Genomic DNA, 19772 nt, shown 5'->3' on the forward strand with positions numbered 1-19772 from the left:
GTGATTGAGATAAGTGATTTGTATAAATCTTATAAAAGTAATGAAGTACTAAAAGGAATCTCACTTACTGTAAATAAAGGAGAAGTGGTAGTCATTATTGGACCTTCTGGTTCAGGTAAATCGACACTATTAAGATGTTTAAATTTATTAGAACAACCAGAGGATGGAAGTATTAGAATTGAAGATTTAGAGATTCATGTGAAGAAGCTTTATAAAAAGGAAATAATAAAATTACGCCAAAAAACAGCGATGGTTTTTCAAAATTATAATTTATTTAAAAATAAAACAGCATTGCAAAATATTACAACGCCATTAACAGTTGTGCAGAAAAAAAGTGAAGAAGAAGCAAAAAGAATAGCAAAAGAAATATTAAAACAAGTAGGTTTAGCTGAAAAAGAAAATTTCTACCCAACGATGTTATCAGGTGGGCAACAACAAAGAATAGGTATTGCTAGGGCAATGGCTTTAAATCCCGCTGTATTATTGTTTGATGAACCGACTTCTGCACTTGATCCAGAATTAGTGAACGAGGTATTGCAAGTCATTAAGGATTTGGCAAGGCAGCATATAACGATGGTTATTGTCACACATGAAATGAATTTCGCGAAAGAAGTAGCGGACCGTATTATATTTATGGCTGATGGCATTATTGTAGAGCAGGGAACGCCAGAAGAAATTTTTCGGAATCCACAAAATGAGCGTACGAAAAAGTTTTTACGACAATTGAATGCTTCAGAAGAAGGCAATCATTTCGTTATTTAGGAGGAAAAATTATGAGGAAATCATCATTATTACTAACATTAGCATTAACAGTATCGGTTGGGCTTTTATCTGCTTGTGGTTCAGATACAGCGAGCAAAAAAACAGATGAAAAAGTAGTGAAAGTTGGGACGTCTGCAGGTCGTAGTCCATTTATTTTTAAAGAGGGTGAGAAAGTAAAAGGTTTTGATGCTGAAATTATTGAAGCGGCTGCTAAAAAAGCTGGATATAAAGTTGAATGGAACGTTTCTGATTTTGAAGGATTATTCGGTTTATTAGACTCGGGTCGTATTGATACAATTGCAAATGAATTATCGGTTTCTCCGGAAAGAAAAAAGAAATATGACTTTTCAATTCCATATGTTTATTCAGGATCTGTTTTCGCGGTGAAGAAAGATAATAATACAATTAAATCGATAGAAGATCTAAAAGGAAAGACTGTAGGTGTGGGGCTTGGTACAGCCGGGGAACAAGAATTAAAAGCTTTAAATAAAAATAATGCTTTTACAATTAAAACGTTCTCAGAAGATCCAACAGCAGAATTGAATGAAGTAGGACTTGGTCGTGTAGATGCTTACTATAATGATAAAGTGCAAGTAGAAACAACAATTAAAAAGGCCGATTTAGATAATGTGAAAGTAGGATTTGGTCCACTTAAATGGGGAGAGATTGCATTTCCATTTGCTAAAAAGAGCGAAAAGTTAGAAGATATAAATAAAACATTGAAAGAATTAGAACAAGATGGGACATTAAGCGAAATATCAACAAAATGGCTGAAAGTTGATGCTACAAAAAAACAAAATTAAAGTATGTTCGTTGAATGTGGCTATTGTCCATCAACTTATATAAAAATAAAAGGAAACTGGGGAGGAAGTTACTCATGGTACAAATTCATCCAAAAACACGTATTGGTCATGTTGAATTTAAGGTGTTAGATTTAGAACGTCAAATTGCTTTTTACGAGAATGTTGTAGGTTTAGAAGTAATTAAGCAAGAGGGGAATAAAGCGTATTTATCTGGAAAAGGTGGAAAGAACACGTTACTTGTTCTTGAAAAGTTAGAGGACGGGTTACTGCAAGAGCCGCGTACGACTGGTATATATCATGTAGCCTTTTTAGTTCCGACTCGTGAGGCGTTTGCTTCGGCATTATTTGGTGTGATTCGTAATAAGAATGTAATTGATAGTCCAGCTGAGCAAGAGGGACGTTATACATATTCAAATGAAATTTTACCAATTTCAAGGTTTAATAGTGCGAGTGATCATACGTATAGCGAAGCGTTTTATTTACAAGACTTAGAGGGAAATGGTATTGAAATATATGCGGATCGTCCGCGCGATCAATGGGGAGAAGGGCCAGGAGGAAGTACCCCGCTTGATTTAAAAGAACTAGCAACGCTTGTTGATTATGAATTTGATGGATTACCTGCTAATACTGTCGTTGGACACGTGCATTTACGGATAGCCGATGTAGAGGAGTCATATGAATTTTATGTAGATACAGTAGGCTTTGAAGTACAGCAACGCGAAGATGACTGCTTATTCATTTCTGCAGGAGGATATCATCACCATATAGGCGCAAATACGTGGAACGGAGTAAATAATCCGCACCCACCGGCACATGCAACTGGATTAAAAGTGTATACGATAGTACTGCCGCATAAAGAAGCGTTAGATGAAGTGAAAGAAAGATTAATAGAAAAACAACATGGAATAAATGAGATTTTAAATGGATTTACTGTAGTAGACCCTAGTGGTATTACAGTACAGTTTGAAATAGAAACAGCATAAAAGAAGTCGGAAGGTGTATAATTACCTTCCGATTTCTTTTTGATACGTAGTCCAGGTAGCACACGGATTGAAAGGAAAGGATTTTAATAGTTGTTTTACTTGTAGCTCATTACTTCTACTATACTTCTCTATAACAAGAGTATGTTTATTGGTGGACTTCTTCATAGCTCAATCCAAAACCTTCTTACTACATTCCCATCTTCCTCAGTGAAATCATCATCACGAAGTCCACCGTTATGTAAAATTGTTTTTTCAGAAGCTGTATTCACTTCGTCACAAACAACAAGTACTTTCTCGATGTTTAATTCCTTCGTTTTTTCTAGAGATAATTCTAATAACTTCGTAGCATAACCTTTTCTTCTTTCAGAAGGGCGAATGCCATAACCGATATGACCGCCAGCGTTAAATAAATGTTCGGTTAAACTATGACGTATATTAACAGCGCCTACAATTCTATTATGATCTGTAACGAGCCAATACGTAGAATCTGGTACCCAAGATTCAGGAAGATTTATTCCGTTATGGGCATCTAGTAGTTCTTGTACCATAGCGGGGAAGTTAGAAGGGTCTTTTGTAATAACCCACGGAATCATCGTTTCACCGCTATCTTTCCATTCGTTATAAAAATCTAAGTATTCGTCTTGTAAATCGGTAGTAGGTGTAAGCAAAGAGACGTTCATTGTTAGCAAGCTCCTTTATTTATGTAGAATGTATAAAAAATTACAACAAAAAATGAAAGCGTTTTCCAAACTTTCTCAACCTCATTTCATGTAATCCACCTTTGTTTTTTCAAGAAAATGAGTGGATGTTTAAAATTGGAAGTTATTTATTTTATGTTAATATTTAAAATATTAACATAAAACGACCTAGGTATTAAGTGTATTTTAGTGAAATTCCTTCATATCGATACATGGATGTGTGTGATAATTTTTGTTTTATCTATCTATAATGAATGAAAGGGGGAAGGGCTCGTGAGTGCAAATTTTGATTTCATTATACGAATTGGTGTTGCGGGTTTGTTAGGGGCAATAATCGGTATTGAAAGGGAAATTCGATCAAAAGAGGCGGGATTAAAAACACATTTCCTAGTAGCGGTAGGGAGTGCATTAATAATGGTCGTTTCGAAATATGCTTTTTCAGATATTATGAATGAAGAACATATGGCACTTGATCCAAGCCGTATTGCAGCACAAGTTGTTAGTGGTGTAGGCTTTTTAGGTGCAGGGACAATTATTATTCAAAAGCAGGCGGTGAAAGGATTAACGACAGCAGCTGGTTTATGGGCCACAGCAGGAATTGGATTAACAATTGGGGCTGGCATGTATGTAGTAGGAATTGGAGCGACGATTCTCGTTTTAATTGGTTTAGAGATTGTAAGTCGTATTTTTAAGGTGCAATTTTTATTTCCACAAAATATAACGGTGCAAATGTGTATAAATAAACATGAAGCAGTACAACAAATATTAGAAACACTACAAGTGAAAGGCATTCCAATACTTTCATATGAAGTGGAAGCTTCACAGCAAGGTATAGAAACTGTTTATAAGGTAGGGATGCAACTGAAAAATATATCGCCAGAAGAAAAGAATGAGTTTATTCAGCATATGCAAACATTACCGGAAGTTACATTCATAAAGTTAAAATCATAGCGCTGAAAACGAGGATAGATGTAGCGGGAATTACGCTATCATCTATCTTTTTTTGATATAAAACGCACATAAAGTCAAGTGTTAATTTTGCATGGTATGGATACATGTGTGAACGTTACCTTATTTTTTCTCAATACAGTATAAAAAGTAAAAATAGTAAAATAATGGTGCGGTACACTAAAAATGTAAGGTAGGGGAGAGCATGAAAGGCTATTCAAAAAAAGTGTTAGTAGGGGTAAGCTTTGCTAGTTTCATGTTAGGGAGTTTTCAAGGGGGCGCATTGGCAGAAGGTACAAAGGGAGAGCAAGTTTCATATCGGAATGTGCTCAAAATGGAGCCGGTTGGTGTACAATTACCAGTGCAAGAATTAGCTCATTCATCAAAAGTGTTGGAAAATAAGTCTTTTGAGAAAAGGCTACAATTTGCTGATTTGTCACAAAGACCGCCTGAAGTAAAAAAGAAAAGTAAACAATTAACCGCAGCGAAAACGTATACAATTGCTGAATTAAATCAATTGAGCAATCAGCAGTTAGTGGATTTACTTGTAACAATTGATTGGGAGCAAATTACTGGGCTATTTCAGTTTAATAAGGATAGTCTTGCATTCTATCAAAATGATAGTAGAATGCAGGCAATTATTGATAAATTGAAGCAGCAAGGACAAGCTTATACGAAGGATGATTCAAAAGGGATTGAGACTTTAGTAGAGGTATTACGCTCAGGGTTTTATCTAGGATTTTATCATACAGAATTAAGTAAACTAAATGATCGAAGCTATCATGATAAATGCTTACCTGCATTAAAAACGATTGCGAATAACCCGAATTTCAAACTCGGTACGTTAGAACAAAATAGAGTTGTCTCATCATACGGAAAATTAATAGGAAATGCTTCGAGTGATGTGGAAACGATAACATCAGCTGCAAAGATTTTTAAACAATATAACGATAATTTTTCTACATTGGTAGACAATCTATCAGCTGGAAATGCGATTTACGATATTATGCAAGGTGTTGATTACGATATTCAATCGTATTTATACGATACGAGAAAAGCACCGAAAGATACAATGTGGTATCAAAAAATTGATAGCTATATTAATGAATTAAGTCGTTTTGCCTTAATTGGAACGGTGACAGCGAAAAATGGTTGGTTAATTAATAATGGTATTTATTATACAGGTAGACTTGGTACGTTCCATAGTACAGGAACGAAAGGGTTGCAAGTTGTAACGGACGCAATGAAAATGTATCCGTATTTAGGAGAGCAATATTTCGTAGCTGCTGAGCAAATTGCGACGAATTATGGCGGGAAAGATGCGAATGGTAAAGTGGTTGATCTAGATCAAATAAGAGAAGATGGTAAGAAAAAATATTTACCGAAAACGTATACGTTCGATGATGGAGCAATTGTGTTAAAAGCTGGAGATAAGGTGACAGAAGAAAAAGTAAAACGTCTATATTGGGCGGCAAAAGAAGTGAAGGCACAATTCCATCGTACGGTTGAAAGTGACCAGCCGTTAGAAAAAGGCAATCCTGATGATGTATTAACAATGGTTATTTATAATAGCCCATCTGAATATCAATTTAACCGTCAATTATACGGATATGAAACGAATAACGGCGGTCTTTATATAGAAGGAACAGGTACGTTCTTTACTTATGAACGTACGCCAGAAGAAAGTATTTATAGTTTAGAAGAATTGTTCCGACATGAGTTCACACATTACTTACAAGGTAGATATGAAGTGCCAGGACTTTGGGGACAAGGGAAGATGTATGAGAATGAGAGATTATCTTGGTTTGAAGAAGGGAATGCGGAGTTTTTTGCAGGGGCAACGAGAACAGATAATGTTGTACCGAGAAAGAGCATTATAGGAGGAATATCTTCAAATCCAGCAGAACGTTATACAGCAGAGAGAACGTTAAACGCAAAATATGGAACGTGGGATTTCTATAATTATTCCTTCGCTTTACAATCGTACATGTACAATAAGAGATATGATATGTTTGACAAAATTCATGATCTTATTAGGAAAAATGATGTAACAGCATATGATGCATACCGCTCTGCTTTAAGTAAAGATGCGAATTTAAATAAAGAATATCAAGATTATATGCAAATGTTAGTAGATAACCGTGAGAAATATAATGTTCCGTTAGTATCAGATGATTATTTAGCAACTCACGCACCGAAACCAGTTTCAGATATTGCGGCAGAAATTACAGCAGAAGCAAAATTAAATAATGTATCAGTTAAGAAAAATAAATCACAGTTCTTTCATACATTTACACTACAAGGAACATACACAGGTACTACTGCAAAAGGAGAATATGAAGACTGGAAGACAATTACACAAAACGTGAATGATACGTTAAAACGTTTAAGTGCGAAAGAATGGACAGGCTATAAAACAGTAACAGCATACTTCGTAAACTATCGTGTGAATGCAGCAGGACAATTTGAGTATGATGTTGTATTCCATGGTATTAATACAGAAGAAGGTGCTGTGAATAAAGCGCCAGTTGCGGTTATAAATGGTCCATATAGCGGAAAGGTAAATGAAGCAATTTCGTTTAAAAGCGATGGATCAAAAGATGAAGATGGGAAAATCATTTCGTATAAATGGGAGTTTGGCGATGGAGCAGTAAGTGATGAGCAAAATCCGACTCACGTGTATACAAAAGAAGGAACATATACAGCGAAATTAACAGTAACAGATGACAAAGGATTAACGAATACTGCTACAACGAATGTAACGGTTCAAAAGAAAGAAGATAACAGTGTGGAAAAAGAGCCGAATAACTCATTTCAAACAGCAAATAAACTGCAGCTAAATCAAATTTTACGTGCTAGTTTAGGAAATGGCGATACGAGTGATTTCTTTGAAATTAATGTGGATACTGCTAAAAACCTTCAAATTAACGTAACGAATGAAAATAATATCGGAATGAACTGGGTTCTTTATTCGGAAGCAGATTTAAATAATTATGTTACGTATGCACAGCAAGAAGGGAATAAGTTAGTAGGAAGTTACTACACGTATCCAGGAAAGTATTACTTACATGTGTATCAGTATAGCGGGGGAACAGGGAATTATACGGTAGAAGTGAAATAGTAAAAAGGTCGCCGTGAGTGGCGACCTTTTTGTTGCGTGTTATACAAAAAATTAAATAAAATTTACAAAAGCTTGATAGGTACTACCAAGGGAAAGTATCGTAGCTACCATATGTGCAGTCCATTTAGGCATATTTAATTTCAATACGGTATTGTACAAGATTCCATATAAGGGGTCCTGCCGACGAAACGCGTAAATTATACGCTAAGCATAAGTTTACCAATAAAATAAAAAAACAAAGTCTGTAAATTTATGTAAAATAATGATATAATTTAATTGAATATAAAGAAAAAGGAAACCTGTTTTTATCAGTGTTACCTTTTTCTAATTACACCACGGGGCCACCAACTAAATGTCATGAAAAACACGATAAGACAATATCTCTCAAATATAAAGCCGATTAGATCCGTAAAAAAGTTTAGCTTTTTCGCCTAAGTAAAGTCGTTCCATGTAAAATCAACACTCAAGATACCGATAGGATATGAGCTAGCCATATAGTTTCTTCTAGAAGCTAAAGCTAATTTCGGATTACGAAAACAAGTGTCATGACTGTCAAGAAAACATACATCAAGTTTTTCAGAGCTTACATCAATAGCTACGAATAATCTCAAAGAAAGGACCTCCTTTCTTTGAATAGTATTTGGAATGAGCTTGGATACTGTGGGATCTCCCTAGAGTCCAAAACATAGCCACAACCTCGCGTATGAGTATTCAATGATTGCCTTCACCTAAGCTGCCCTCCCACCACTAGAGAGGTAAGTGAAGGAAACCGATACAGCTTGTGCGTATGCAGTGCATTTTGGTCTGGGTCACAGTCTTTTAACGTGCTCGAACTACAGGAGGAGTAAGCATATTCCCGATGGATTCATCGCTGTACTTCCATTATCTGTGGGATCCCCTGATATCCAAGACTAAATTTTACCCATACATCATTTTTTTGATGTAGCTCTTGAAGATAAAAACTATTTAATTTTCAAGGAACAGTTATTAACTTAAAACTTATTATACGAGGAGGGTGTATCATGAAAAAAATATGCTTTGTATTAATTGTCGACGCTGGTATAAATTATGGTTCAATATTTTCTCTACCATTTTTAAGGAATCAGGATGATTTGAAGGAATATTTTTCTAAGTATTATGATGTTTCGATTAATTATATTAGGGATAAAAACTCAGTTGACTATTTGGTAGTTCCCAAACCGTGTCCACCTTTTGATAATGAAAATAATCTTCCAATAATTGAAGTACCAGCAATCTTATTTATGGAAAAGGAATTTGAAAAAATAAAGACTTATATAGACAATTATTTTTCTAATAACTCATAAAGAAAATAAAAGTACAGTAAAAAGAAGTCCGATAAAAAACGAGTGGTGAAGATTCAATGAATAAGGCACAAGCAACATTAGTAAATTACCAGCACCAACTAGAATTAGCTTCTTATTGGGGAGATGGTACCACTTCGTCTTCAGATGGGATGCGCATGCAAATTTGGGTTTCATCTTTACATGCAGACGAAAATCCACATCACGGAACAGGTAAAGTTTCACTTTATCGCTTTGTGAGTGATCAATTCTCTAGCTTTTATACAAAAGTGATTAATACGAATGCTAGGGATGCCGTTCATGTCATTGATGGTTTACTACATCACGAAACAGATTTACATATTGAAGAGCATTATACTGATACAGCATAGATCAAGTATTCGGTTTTACTCATTTGCTAGGGTATCGCTTTGCCCCAAGATTAAGAGATATTTTGGACTCGAAACTCTACACATTTGAAAAGCCTGAACAATATCCTGATATGGAGAAATTGTTACGCGGAAGGATTCATAAAAAATCATTCAAGAGAATTACGATGATGTGTTAAGGTTAGCACATTCCGTTCGGGAAGGAACAGCGTCTGCGTCTCTTATTATGGGGAAGATTGGTTCGTATTCTAGGCAGAATAGTCTTGCAAAAGCGATAAGAGAAATGGGACGAGTTGAAAAAACTTTATTTATTTTAGACTATATTTCTAGTGAAACGTTACGCCGGCGCATTCAAAAGGGATTAAATAAAGGAGAAGCAATGAATGCCTTAGCAAGAGCTATTTTCTTTGGAAAACATGGTGAACTTCGAGAGCGTGCACTGCAAGACCAATTACAGCGTGCCAGTGCAGTAAATTTTATTATAAATGCAATTAGCATTTGGAATACCGTATATTTATCCCGAGCGATTGAGCATATAAATTTCTTAGGTCAATATAAATTCGATATTAACAGTTCCCATTCTATTCAATCATTACGCCCCTTTAGAACATAAATGAAGCCCTTGATTTTCTGCTTAGCGTAGACAAATCAAGGGTTTTTCTTTCAAAATCTTTTTTACACGTTATACCCGAATAATTTTAAATCTTCCCCTGAGTCCGAAATGATCTCTTCGAACTTCAATCCTACTTTTTCTAAAAGCTTTCCTGAATGGATGTTATCAATAGTAGTAATTGCTACAATTCGTTTCAGTCCTAGTTTTTGTACTCCGTATTCGATTACAGCAGAGGCTGACTCGTAGCCATATCCTTTTGAACGAAATTCTTCTAAAAAGGCAAAGCCAATATCAACATCTTCTAATGAATCTCTTTTAATAAGACCGCACATACCAAGTGAAGTGAAATCTTCTTTTCGTTCTACTAAGTAAAGGCCAAAGCCCATTTTATTATACATATCGATGGGTCCGTTTAAGATGTATTTTTTTGCATCTTCTAAGTTTTTAATCCTTTTATCACCGATATACTGAATCCATGCAGGATCGTTTACTAATTTAAGAATAAATGGAGCATCTTTTATATCAAACCAGCGAAGAACGAGGCGTTCAGTTTCAAGAACTATCAATCCAATGCACCACCTTTAACATTTATAATCATTAGTATGGATTGTGTAATACAAAATCGCAACATATTTTAATAGAGTCCTGATTGTTCACATAAAGTTCGTTTGTTTTGTATAAAGGGATATTTTATAATTAGAATTGATTGTAAAGAGTGAGATGCTTATACAATGACTCCTAGGTGACTAGGAGTTTTTACTATATAACTATCATTATTACTAAATATGACACACTACACATTCTACTCAAGGAGGTACATAATGAAGAAATTATATAATGCATCGTTTACGTATTTGATTATCGGTTTATTATCAGGGATTTTCGCTAGGGAGTATGGAAAGTATAAAGGGATTGTAGGATCTACTTTGTTAAACCTTTTACATACACATACACTTGTACTCGGCTTTTTCTTCTTTTTAATTGCTTTAGGATTAGCAAAAGTATTCGCGTTTCATGAAGCGAAAAGTTTTAATAAGTGGTTTGTTGTACATAATATCGCATTAATTTTAATGTTAGGTTCGCTAGCAGCAAGAGGGCTTCTTCAGTTAAATGGAGCGGACTTTAAAGGGTTAACTTATATTGTTGGTTTTTCTCATTCGTTGATGGCAGTTACTTTAATTTGGTTTATGTTGTTAATAAAGAAGTCGTTTAAAATATAGTTTTATCCCGCATTAACGGGCAGTAAGACCCCCATCTCATATTTCAACGAAAGCAAAGAAGTTAGGTAGGGGTCGGACTGCCCGTAAAAGCCCGATTGGTTCAACTAATAATCAGTGGGGGATGAAACTCCTACTGATTAAAGTTTCACTTTATAGAAAAGAACTTGCCATAATTGTTATCTAGGGTAAAATATTTATAAGCAAACTACTAAAAAGGTATTACATTTTAATGATGTAGTGCCTTTTTTATTGTAGTTACATTTAAATATCTACGGTATTATATGTAATATAATAATCAAAATGTAGGTAAATGAAAAATAAAAAAATACATCCATTATCTCAAAAAAGATTGATTTAATGGATGTATTTTTACATACAGGGGTCACGCCACATTGCCATCAACCTAAGTTTTGAGATACCCCCATACCGAAATTTTCACCTTTTTACAGTTATTTATGAGAATTTAGCTCATTTTTTCGTTTTGGGGAACAATCAATTTCTTAAGTTGATGGGCATGTGATAATGCTTCCATTTGAACAAATTTTCCTTTTCCATACCGATCACACATCTTTTGTAGAGTAATAGTGTCAGCATATCCCGGTTTAAGAGGTTGCTTACAAAATATTTAGAATTTTTTTCGCGAGAATCCTCCGAAATGTAATATGGACTTTAAATACTTTCATTTATAATTCTCTATTTGTCTATACTTTTCATATCGCTGTTGTATAAGCTCTTCCGAGGATAATGGTATCAATTTTTTTAGAGATGATTCGATTACAGATTCAATCATTTTTGCCTGTGATTTTATATCATTTTGTGCTCCACCTTTAATTTCAGGGATGATTTCATCAATAATTCCTAAATGTTTTAAATCTTTTGCTGAAATTTTCATATGTTCAGCAGCTTCTGGAGCATACTTAGCGTCCTTCCATAGGATAGATGCTGCTCCTTCTGGCGAAATTACCGAGTACCATGAATACTCTAACATATGGATATGGTTACCGACACTAATGCCAAGAGCCCCACCACTTGATGCCTCTCCAATTACAATACAAACAATTGGCACTTTAAGTGTAGTCATTTCAAATAGATTTCGAGCTATCGCTTCAGAAATTCCACGTTCTTCAGACCCTATCCCTGGATAGGCGCCTATTGTATCAATAAATGTAATAATAGGGCGATTAAATTTATCAGCTTGTTTCATAAGTCTTAGCGCTTTTCTATAACCTTCTGGATGTGCCATTCCAAAATTTCTTTCTATACTTTCCTTTGTATTTCTACCTCTTTGATGACCAATAACCGTAACGGGCATTCCTTTAAATTTTGCAATACCACCTATCATTGCTTTATCATCACCATATAATCGATCACCATGAAGTTCGAGAAAGTTTGTAAACAATAAAGGTATATAGTCCAATGTCGTGGGCCGGTTACGTAGCCTTGCAATTTGAACTCGTTGAAAAGGTGTAATATTAGAATAAATTTTATCTTGCATTTTATTTAAACGTTTTTCTAATTCATGAATTTCTGAAGATAAATCTACATTATTTTCTTTCATAATTTTCTTTAATTCATCAAATTTCTCTTTTAATTCAATAATAGGACGTTCAAAATGCAAACTCATTTTATCCTCCAAATGTTATGATTTACCTCATTCTAATCAAAAGACTTAGAAATAGAATCAATAAATAATTCAAAACCATCCACAACTATTTTTTGTTCTGACTCTGATAAATTATTGAGAATACTTTGATAAAATGTAATGGATTGCTCTCTTAAGCAATTAACAGTTATGTGACCTTTTTCTGTGAGGTGCAGAAAAAGTTCTCTTCTATTTTTTTCATTTACTTCACGATAAATAAGCCCCTTTTTTACTAACTTATCTACCAATCTACTTACAGTTGAAGTCTCTAATCTAAGTTTATTGGATAGTTGCCAAACTGTTAATTTTTCCACCTCTAGTTCTTCTAACGCCATCATTTGAGAAGTTGGTAAAGGTTTTTCAAATGGTCCATTGGGCAAATTTTGAGATTCAAAAACCCCAGTTATTACAATCATTTTCTTAATATCTGTTCTTAGTTTTAAGGCATCTTCTCTTTTCAAAAAGGTCCCCCTCCTACAACTAATGTATCATACATCAATTGTATTATACATGAATATGTTTTTTTCACAAGCTTAACGTAAGCCAATATTACAACATGGACGAGATATTTCTTCTTGTTAAAATGGTATAAGTGAATTGTTTTCTACAAATGGCAGAACATCAATTATGTATTAGGGGCCTTTATGGGGTGCCGCTCATCGCAATCAAGCTAAGAAAATAAAACTACCAAAAAAACGAAAATTTTGTGATAACTTGTAACAAAAAACTCATAATTTTTTAGGGAAGTTCTAAATTCTTAAGGTGATGGGCATGGGGTACACCAACATAACGCGGATTCTGTATGTTAAGCCAAATATTGTAATATTAAAGATGACATAATTAGAGAAAAAATGTGGGGGGTTCCTTAGTGGAGATAAGAAAATATAATTCTGATGACATCAAACAATTTACAGATTTAATGCCAGATTTAGGTTATCCCAGTTCATTAGATGAAATGAAAGTAAGAATGCAACGTATCGAATCCAATCCAAATTACTACACCTTTGTTGCAATAAATGATAATAACTTAGTAGGGATGATAGGAATAACAATTCATACAACGTACACAAACAATGATGAAAAGATTCAAATAACATCGCTAGTTACAAAGAAAGAATATCGTGGTCAAGGTATTGCGAAAGCATTGATTAAATATGTGGAAGAATGGTCTTTGAAAAGGGATTCTAATTTTATTTATCTTCTAAGTGGAAAAAGTGAACAGAGGATAAAGGCACACGAACTATATAAATTCCTTGGTTACGAGATAACAGGTTATAGGTTTGTAAAGCGTATGAAAAAATAGATATTATTTAACAGTTGAGTGCAATTGTTAAATAATTAAATCCCAATTTCTTATGTATATCACTGAGAGATTGGGATTTTTTATATTGGATATCCTTAGCGTACGAAATTCGCGTTTTATTTGTGCTACCCCATACAAACAAAAAGTTTGATTATATATAATCAAACTCAAAAACTCTAAATATAAGGTCTGGTTTTATTTTATTATACTATTTAATCTATATTCAATTAATTGCAAGTTCTTTTTGTTTATTGGATAGTAGGAAACGAATTTCATTTATGTAAAACTTGAATTATTTAATTTTTCGGATTATTATGTATAAAACACTTAACATATTTTGTAATTCTAATTTATAGAAAGTAGGAGAGTGTACGATGGAGGTAACAGTAGAGCGTTTAGTAAATGAATTAAAGGGTGTACTTCCCGGCGATCGAGTAGTTGTGAATACGACAGTAAGAGAGTTACATAGTAAAGATGAATCTTATCATGCTAGTAGTTTACCTGATGTAGTAGTTTTTCCGAAAACGACCGAAGAAGTTAGCGCGATAATGAAAGTAGCGAGTCAGCACGGAACAGCTGTCGTTCCGTTTGGAGTAGGGTCCAGTTTAGAGGGACACGTAATTCCTTATGAAAAAGGGATTACAGTTGATTTTTCGTTAATGAACAAAATTCTTGAAATAAGAGAGAAAGATTTTCTAGTGAGAGTACAACCAGGAGTGACTCGCTCTCAGCTTAATAAAGAATTGAAAAAGTATGGATTGTTTTTTAGTGTGGATCCAGGAGCAGATGCAACGTTAGGTGGAATGGCTGCTACAAATGCAAGCGGAACGACAGCGGTTAAGTATGGAGTAATGCGTGATCAAGTTCGTGATTTAGAAGTCGTTCTTGCTGATGGAGAAGTAATACATACTGGGAATTTAGCGGCGAAGTCATCATCAGGTTACCATTTAAACGGTGTTTTCGTAGGGTCAGAAGGGACGCTTGGATGTTTTACGGAATTAACACTAAAAGTATACGGTATACCAGAACATGTTATGGCCGCGAGAGCATCGTTTCCGGCTATAAATGATGCAGTAGAAGCTGTTATTAACATATTACAAGCGGGTATTCCGATTGCGAGAATTGAACTCGTTGATGAACTATCTATGAAACAAGTCAATCATTATAGTGAAACAAGTTACAGAGAAGGGCCTACGCTGTTTTTAGAGTTTCATGGTAATGAAGCAGGGCTAAAGCAAGATATTGAGTTTACGAAAGAAATTGTTTTTGATCATAAATGTAAAGAAGTTGCTTTTGAAACGGAAACGGCAGCGAGAAATAAATTATGGGATGCGCGGCATAATCTAGCATACGCTTACGTCCATAGCTATCCTGGTAAAAAGCTTATGAGTACAGACGTATGTGTACCAATTTCAGAATTGGCTGGGGCAATTCAACATGCGAGAGAGACATTAGATAAGGTTGGTCTTGTTGGTGGTATTCTTGGTCATGTAGGAGATGGGAATTTCCATGTGCTTTTAATGGTTGATCCTAACGATAAAGAAGAAGTGGAAAAGGCAGACGAAATAAATGAAAGTATCGTTTTATATGCTCTTAAACGAGGGGGAACGTGTACGGGAGAACATGGCGTTGGAATCGGAAAGCGGAAGTATCAAGAAGAAGAACATGGGGCGGCATTACTCGTAATGGAGAAAATAAAGAAAGCTCTTGACCCGCAAAATATTTTGAATCCGAATAAAGTTTTTCAGTTAAAGGATAGGGGCTGATTGGGTGAAAGTACTAGAAGCGATAAGTAATATAGCTGGAAAGTATTTTGCATTTTGGGTTATTTGTATTGCAGCTATTGCGTATTTTATTCCTGCTCCATTTCTAGGGTTAACTAGTTACATAACGATTTTACTTGGGGTTGTTATGTTTGGGATGGGATTAACGTTAAAGGCTGTTGATTTTAAAATCATTGCTACAAAACCATTGCCAGTTATTATCGGTGTATGTGCTCAGTTTATTATTATGCCACTTGTCGCATACGTACTAGCCTACGTTATGAATCTGCCAGCCGAATTAGCAGCTGGATTAGTGTTACTCGGTTCAGTACCGGGTGGCACTGCATCAAATGTTATGGTTTATTTAGCAAAAGGGAACTTAGCGTTGTCTATTGCAATGACATCATTATCAACGTTACTAGCACCAATTGCTACACCTCTTATTTTACTATTGCTTGCAGGACAATGGATGCCGGTTAATCCTATGTCTATGTTTCTTTCTATCGTACAAGTCATTATCATACCTATTATTTTAGGATTAGTAGTGAAGAAGTTTTTCCCGAAAACTGTTACGAAAGGAATGACCGTTATCCCTTTCATATCAGTTTTAGCAATTATCATTATTGTTTCAGCGGTAGTTTCAGCAAATGTAAGTAGCATTACTTCTTCAGGACTTCTTATCTTTATCGCAGTTATGCTTCATAATGCATTTGGTTTTTTACTCGGATATATAACAGCATTCGTACTTGGACTAGATGAAGGGACAAGAAGAGCTATTTCAATAGAAGTAGGAATGCAAAATTCAGGCCTAGGTGTTGCGCTAGCAACAGCACATTTTGGACCAGCTGCCGCACTCCCAAGTGTATTAGCTGCAGTATGGCATAACATTGCAGGACCAATATTAGCAACCATCTGGTCAAAAAATGCAAAGGATACTTTCAGTGATGAAACTTTATCGGTAAATATAGAAAAATAGGAATGATAAAGAATGCAAAAACGTATTGTACATTTTGAAGGGATAGTTGTTTTCATAGCTGCGATTTATGCGTATTCAGTATATGAATTTAGTTGGATAATATTTTTTCTGTTCCTTTTAGCTCCGGATTTATCAATGTTAGCGTATGGTATAAATAATCATGTTGGGGCTAAAATTTATAATATATGTCACACATATATTATATCGATAGTAATAGCTATCATAGGAGTCTATTTTAAGGTAGATACGGTTATAATGATTGGTTTAATATGGACAGCACATATTGGAATGGATCGAATGTTTGGATATGGATTGAAATATGAGACAGATTTTAAGGATACTCATATTCAGAGGTTATAGTTGCTTTTGAGGAGAGGGATACATTGAAACAAAGAATTACTATCGAAGAATATAACATCAAATGGGAAAGTGAATTTAATAAGCTACAAACTCTCATTAACGATGTAATGGAAGACAGCATTTTATCCATTGAACATGTTGGGAGTACATCTATTAAAGGGCTTGCAGCAAAACCAATATTAGATATTGATATTGTAATAGAAGATTATGAAATCTTTCCTGAAATAGTAAAAAAACTTGAAACGATAGGATACTATCATCAGGCAGAATGGAGTTACAAAGGGAGAGAGGCGTTTGGCAGAAAGGATGCTTTCGTTCCGTGGAGTGAAGAAAGTACAGTTTGGATGGAACATCATTTATATGTTTGTGATAAAAATAGTGAAGAGTTAAGAAAACATATAGCGTTTCGGGATTACCTTCGTGAACATGAAGATGTTGCTGGTGAATATGGTCGTTTAAAGGACGAGTTAGCAAGAGAATCAAAAAGTAGAACGAGCTACAGTGAAGGTAAGACGAAATTTATTACAAATATATTAGAAGAAATAAACTAAGGCGGCATGGAGTATATGCCGCCTGTTCTTTTTGGATAGAAAGCTGCTATTGTAAAAGAAATACAAACTGGCCCTATTGAATGAAACGAGACTTAAATATAATGAGAAATAAAAGAGTGGAAAAGAGGGAGTTTATGTATATACCAAAATACTTTGCAATACAAGATGAAGAGATGAAGTACGAAATAATTGAACAAAATAGCTTTGCGACATTATTTTCTCAACATAACGGGAACCATATGCAACACATTTGCCGTTGTTGTTAAATAGGGAAACACTCACGTTACATGGTCATTTCGCACGGCCGAATGAACAGTGGAAAGATAGTGGGAATCAACAAGTACTCGCTATATTCCAAGGGCCACACAGTTACATATCGCCGTCATGGTATGAAACAAACAATGCAGTACCAACATGGAATTACGTTGCAGTGCATGTATAGGGTGAATTAGAAATTGTTGAAGAAGAACAGGAATTAATAGATTCTCTTCAAGAGTTAGTACATACATATGAAGATCCACAGAGTGCCTACTCATTTGATGATGTAGATCCGAATTATATGGCGGGATTAAGTAAGGGGATAATTGGTTTTAAAATTAAGATTAGTAAAATAGAAGGAAAAGCAAAGCTAAGTCAAAATCATTCTGTGGGGAGACGGAAATTAGTTGTGGAGGAACTTGAGAAAGTTGATAGTGAGGGGAGTAAGGGGATTGCGGAGTTGATGAGAAAATAAAGCCTATATGAAAGGGAAATATTCTAAATAAGCTTATTAAAAAAGACCTTCTTAATGAAGGTCTTTCGTTTTCTAAAGTGTTTTTTCAGCTATTGTTGAGTTATAGTCTTTACTTACGTCAACGGATTGAACAAGGTCAGGTCTTTGTGGTGCAGGAAGATCAGCATGACCCGCTTGGTATGTAAATGAATTATGAATACCAGTAGCCAAAATACCGAAAACAGATAGTCCTAAAAAAACAGAGCTAATTTTTTTAATCATTTCAATGCCCCTTTCTCAAACGTTTTTTCTTTTGCTTGTAACGCTTTATGAAAATATTCACTTGCCTTAATGTGATTATTTTCACTATAAAATTTAACAGCTAATTTTTCTGAGTATTCTTGAGTGTAGTTATATAATAATTCTTTGTCGAAAAACGTAATTCCTTTAAGGATAATTGTTTCTAATTCTTCAGAACTAACATTATTATTTAGTTCGTTTAGAATTTTAAAATGATATATATATTCTTCATTATTTAATTCCGTACAAATTTTTAACCCTTTTTGGATTAATCCTTCAGCGATACTTGTTTCATCTAGTTTAGAGTGTTCTCTTGCTTGCAAGAAGAGAGCCTTGAAATGTGTTGGTTTCTTTTCGGTCACTTCTGATAGGTGACGGATTGCGAGTGTGGAGAGGTTTTGACTGGCATATAACCAACCCAAATTATTACGTACACTTAAAATTAATTCTTTTTCATCAGATTTTTGTAAAAGATGTATTGCTGAATTATATTGCTCTTCCGCTTGTTCATATTGTTTTAAATATACAAATGAGGCACCTAATGTATTTTTACATAATCCAACTTTAACTTCAAAGCCAGTTTGTTTATCGAAAATCTCTTTAGCCTTAGTTGCATATTCAATAGATTCAATTGGTTGGTAAAAGTGATAATGGAAAATCGCCATTCGATAATAAAATTCAGCATGCTCTAGATTATCAGTGTTATTTACTAATAATAACTTAGCCTGTTCATAATGTTCGCTAGCTAAGTTATAGTCTGTGGTTAAAGTTGCATAAATGCCTTTAAAAAAATGATAGTAGTAAGACAGTGGATGATTGGATGAGATTACGTAAGAATCTATTTTATCAAAGCTATCTTTTGAAATACTTAAACTATCTGTCAAAACTTTATGTCGAAACTCTAGTAAGGAATGATATAATGCTAAATTTTCATCTTCCTCGAAGTTTAGTTTCTTTTCCTCAATTTCATGCTTTAAGTTTGTCGCTTGGGACACATCTTGTTTTAGCATAGCTAAATACCAGTCATTAAATAATTTTGTAACTTGTTCATTACCTTGTAGTTGAACGTTCATGAAATCCCCTCACTTTTTGAATATTCTTATAAAATATAGTATCAAAAATAACAATATTTAGAAATATGATTTTTATTTCTCAATATTTGTTTAACAAATATTTTAGTAAGCCAATTGGAATAGTGATGTTTTTGTTTTGGAGTAAAGAAAGGAATTGGTGAAGAGGCATTTTAAAGTTCTAGTTGAGAGGTGAGGATATAAAAAAGGTGTGTTCACACAATTTGTATGAACACACCTTTTTACATATTAAACAA

At 34.4% G+C, this 19772-nt stretch carries 19 protein-coding genes and 2 pseudogenes; 14 read left to right on the plus strand and 7 right to left on the minus strand.

Annotated elements, in window-relative coordinates; all coding sequences use genetic code 11:
* The 3 genes from ACTFRS_RS00915 to ACTFRS_RS00925 all read left to right on the plus strand — a co-directional run bounded on the left by ACTFRS_RS00915 (nt 1) and on the right by ACTFRS_RS00925 (nt 2548).
* On the plus strand, nt 1–762 hold the full coding sequence (locus ACTFRS_RS00915; protein ID WP_000570172.1) for an amino acid ABC transporter ATP-binding protein: 762 nt from the start codon (nt 1–3) through the stop codon (nt 760–762).
* A gap of 11 nt (nt 763–773) precedes the next feature.
* Entirely contained in the window at nt 774–1565 is a 792-nt protein-coding gene (locus ACTFRS_RS00920) for an amino acid ABC transporter substrate-binding protein (RefSeq protein ID WP_318160477.1), read from the plus strand.
* A 74-nt stretch (nt 1566–1639) separates the two neighbouring features.
* Nucleotides 1640–2548: a VOC family protein gene (locus ACTFRS_RS00925; RefSeq protein WP_139866271.1), complete on the plus strand. Its 909-nt coding sequence runs from the start codon at nt 1640–1642 to the stop codon at nt 2546–2548.
* A 161-nt stretch (nt 2549–2709) separates the two neighbouring features.
* Here the strand turns inward: ACTFRS_RS00925 and ACTFRS_RS00930 are convergent, their stop codons facing one another.
* Nucleotides 2710–3228: a GNAT family N-acetyltransferase gene (locus ACTFRS_RS00930; protein ID WP_001103108.1), complete on the minus strand. Its 519-nt coding sequence runs from the start codon at nt 3226–3228 to the stop codon at nt 2710–2712.
* A gap of 291 nt (nt 3229–3519) precedes the next feature.
* Between ACTFRS_RS00930 and ACTFRS_RS00935 the strand changes: the two genes are divergently transcribed.
* Both ACTFRS_RS00935 and colA read left to right on the plus strand, forming a co-directional pair.
* Nucleotides 3520–4197: an MgtC/SapB family protein gene (locus tag ACTFRS_RS00935; RefSeq protein ID WP_001275622.1), complete on the plus strand. Its 678-nt coding sequence runs from the start codon at nt 3520–3522 to the stop codon at nt 4195–4197.
* 202 nt (nt 4198–4399) lie between these two features.
* Entirely contained in the window at nt 4400–7315 is a 2916-nt protein-coding gene (colA, locus tag ACTFRS_RS00940; protein WP_000679538.1) for a collagenase ColA, read from the plus strand.
* 431 nt (nt 7316–7746) lie between these two features.
* Here colA and ACTFRS_RS00945 read toward each other — a convergent pair whose 3' ends face one another.
* Nucleotides 7747–7926, minus strand: coding sequence for a hypothetical protein (locus ACTFRS_RS00945; RefSeq protein ID WP_001236331.1), 180 nt, complete (start codon nt 7924–7926; stop codon nt 7747–7749).
* Nucleotides 7927–8337: 411 nt separating this feature from the next.
* Between ACTFRS_RS00945 and ACTFRS_RS00950 the strand changes: the two genes are divergently transcribed.
* Both ACTFRS_RS00950 and ACTFRS_RS00955 read left to right on the plus strand, forming a co-directional pair.
* Nucleotides 8338–8640, plus strand: coding sequence for a hypothetical protein (locus tag ACTFRS_RS00950; RefSeq protein ID WP_016718179.1), 303 nt, complete (start codon nt 8338–8340; stop codon nt 8638–8640).
* Between the two features lie 47 nt (nt 8641–8687).
* Nucleotides 8688–9618: pseudogene (locus tag ACTFRS_RS00955) on the plus strand (transposase); the annotation flags it as partial.
* Between the two features lie 62 nt (nt 9619–9680).
* Here the strand turns inward: ACTFRS_RS00955 and ACTFRS_RS00960 are convergent.
* Entirely contained in the window at nt 9681–10184 is a 504-nt protein-coding gene (locus ACTFRS_RS00960; protein ID WP_229130998.1) for a GNAT family N-acetyltransferase, read from the minus strand.
* A gap of 255 nt (nt 10185–10439) precedes the next feature.
* On the opposite strand from ACTFRS_RS00960, the gene ACTFRS_RS00965 reads away from it, so the two are divergent.
* Complete coding sequence (locus ACTFRS_RS00965; RefSeq protein ID WP_000737904.1) at nt 10440–10838, plus strand: DUF2871 family protein; 399 nt, start codon at nt 10440–10442, stop codon at nt 10836–10838.
* 679 nt (nt 10839–11517) lie between these two features.
* On the opposite strand, the gene ACTFRS_RS00970 is transcribed toward ACTFRS_RS00965, so the two are convergent.
* The gene (locus tag ACTFRS_RS00970; protein ID WP_000052087.1) at nt 11518–12462 is read right to left on the minus strand and encodes an acetyl-CoA carboxylase carboxyltransferase subunit alpha; all 945 of its coding nucleotides are present in this window, start codon (nt 12460–12462) and stop codon (nt 11518–11520) included.
* Nucleotides 12463–12494: 32 nt separating this feature from the next.
* Nucleotides 12495–12941: a MarR family winged helix-turn-helix transcriptional regulator gene (locus ACTFRS_RS00975; RefSeq protein ID WP_000817666.1), complete on the minus strand. Its 447-nt coding sequence runs from the start codon at nt 12939–12941 to the stop codon at nt 12495–12497.
* 407 nt (nt 12942–13348) lie between these two features.
* Between ACTFRS_RS00975 and ACTFRS_RS00980 the strand changes: the two genes are divergently transcribed.
* The 6 genes and pseudogenes from ACTFRS_RS00980 to ACTFRS_RS01005 all read left to right on the plus strand — a co-directional run bounded on the left by ACTFRS_RS00980 (nt 13349) and on the right by ACTFRS_RS01005 (nt 18166).
* Nucleotides 13349–13783: a GNAT family N-acetyltransferase gene (locus ACTFRS_RS00980; protein ID WP_440024490.1), complete on the plus strand. Its 435-nt coding sequence runs from the start codon at nt 13349–13351 to the stop codon at nt 13781–13783.
* A gap of 374 nt (nt 13784–14157) precedes the next feature.
* On the plus strand, nt 14158–15549 hold the full coding sequence (locus ACTFRS_RS00985) for an FAD-binding oxidoreductase (RefSeq protein ID WP_440024488.1): 1392 nt from the start codon (nt 14158–14160) through the stop codon (nt 15547–15549).
* Nucleotides 15550–15553: 4 nt separating this feature from the next.
* Nucleotides 15554–16522 carry a bile acid:sodium symporter family protein gene (locus tag ACTFRS_RS00990; RefSeq protein WP_242294107.1) on the plus strand — a complete coding sequence of 323 codons (969 nt, stop codon included), beginning with the start codon at nt 15554–15556 and terminating at the stop codon, nt 16520–16522.
* 12 nt (nt 16523–16534) lie between these two features.
* Complete coding sequence (locus ACTFRS_RS00995; protein WP_440024486.1) at nt 16535–16882, plus strand: DUF4260 domain-containing protein; 348 nt, start codon at nt 16535–16537, stop codon at nt 16880–16882.
* A gap of 23 nt (nt 16883–16905) precedes the next feature.
* Nucleotides 16906–17433, plus strand: a complete 528-nt coding sequence (locus tag ACTFRS_RS01000) for a GrpB family protein (protein WP_440024484.1) — start codon at nt 16906–16908, stop codon at nt 17431–17433.
* 134 nt (nt 17434–17567) lie between these two features.
* A pseudogene (locus tag ACTFRS_RS01005) lies at nt 17568–18166 on the plus strand (FMN-binding negative transcriptional regulator).
* 72 nt (nt 18167–18238) lie between these two features.
* Here the strand turns inward: ACTFRS_RS01005 and ACTFRS_RS01010 are convergent.
* Nucleotides 18239–18427, minus strand: coding sequence for a Phr family secreted Rap phosphatase inhibitor (locus ACTFRS_RS01010; RefSeq protein ID WP_014893567.1), 189 nt, complete (start codon nt 18425–18427; stop codon nt 18239–18241).
* Nucleotides 18424–19518, minus strand: a complete 1095-nt coding sequence (locus tag ACTFRS_RS01015; RefSeq protein ID WP_014893568.1) for a RapH N-terminal domain-containing protein — start codon at nt 19516–19518, stop codon at nt 18424–18426. Before ACTFRS_RS01015 ends, ACTFRS_RS01010 begins: the two co-directional genes overlap by 4 nt.
* Nucleotides 19519–19772: the final 254 nt, after the last annotated feature.

Origin of the sequence: Bacillus cereus group sp. MYBK139-1 (assembly GCF_051916915.1) — a bacterium.
In the GTDB taxonomy this organism is placed as follows: Bacteria; Bacillota; Bacilli; order Bacillales; family Bacillaceae_G; genus Bacillus_A; species Bacillus_A pacificus.

Excerpts from the sequence above, each read along its gene's own strand:
- ACTFRS_RS00925 (WP_139866271.1), top strand. The coding sequence starts at position 1,640 with ATGGTACAAATTCATCCAAAAACACGTATTGGTCATGTTGAATTTAAG.
- ACTFRS_RS00950 (WP_016718179.1), top strand. The coding sequence starts at position 8,338 with ATGAAAAAAATATGCTTTGTATTAATTGTCGACGCTGGTATAAATTAT.
- ACTFRS_RS00995 (WP_440024486.1), top strand. The coding sequence starts at position 16,535 with ATGCAAAAACGTATTGTACATTTTGAAGGGATAGTTGTTTTCATAGCT.
- ACTFRS_RS00985 (WP_440024488.1), top strand. The coding sequence starts at position 14,158 with ATGGAGGTAACAGTAGAGCGTTTAGTAAATGAATTAAAGGGTGTACTT.
- colA (WP_000679538.1), top strand. The coding sequence starts at position 4,400 with ATGAAAGGCTATTCAAAAAAAGTGTTAGTAGGGGTAAGCTTTGCTAGT.
- ACTFRS_RS00970 (WP_000052087.1), bottom strand. The coding sequence starts at position 12,462 with ATGAGTTTGCATTTTGAACGTCCTATTATTGAATTAAAAGAGAAATTT.
- ACTFRS_RS01010 (WP_014893567.1), bottom strand. The coding sequence starts at position 18,427 with ATGATTAAAAAAATTAGCTCTGTTTTTTTAGGACTATCTGTTTTCGGT.
- ACTFRS_RS00965 (WP_000737904.1), top strand. The coding sequence starts at position 10,440 with ATGAAGAAATTATATAATGCATCGTTTACGTATTTGATTATCGGTTTA.
- ACTFRS_RS00930 (WP_001103108.1), bottom strand. The coding sequence starts at position 3,228 with ATGAACGTCTCTTTGCTTACACCTACTACCGATTTACAAGACGAATAC.
- ACTFRS_RS01015 (WP_014893568.1), bottom strand. The coding sequence starts at position 19,518 with ATGAACGTTCAACTACAAGGTAATGAACAAGTTACAAAATTATTTAAT.
- ACTFRS_RS00920 (WP_318160477.1), top strand. The coding sequence starts at position 774 with ATGAGGAAATCATCATTATTACTAACATTAGCATTAACAGTATCGGTT.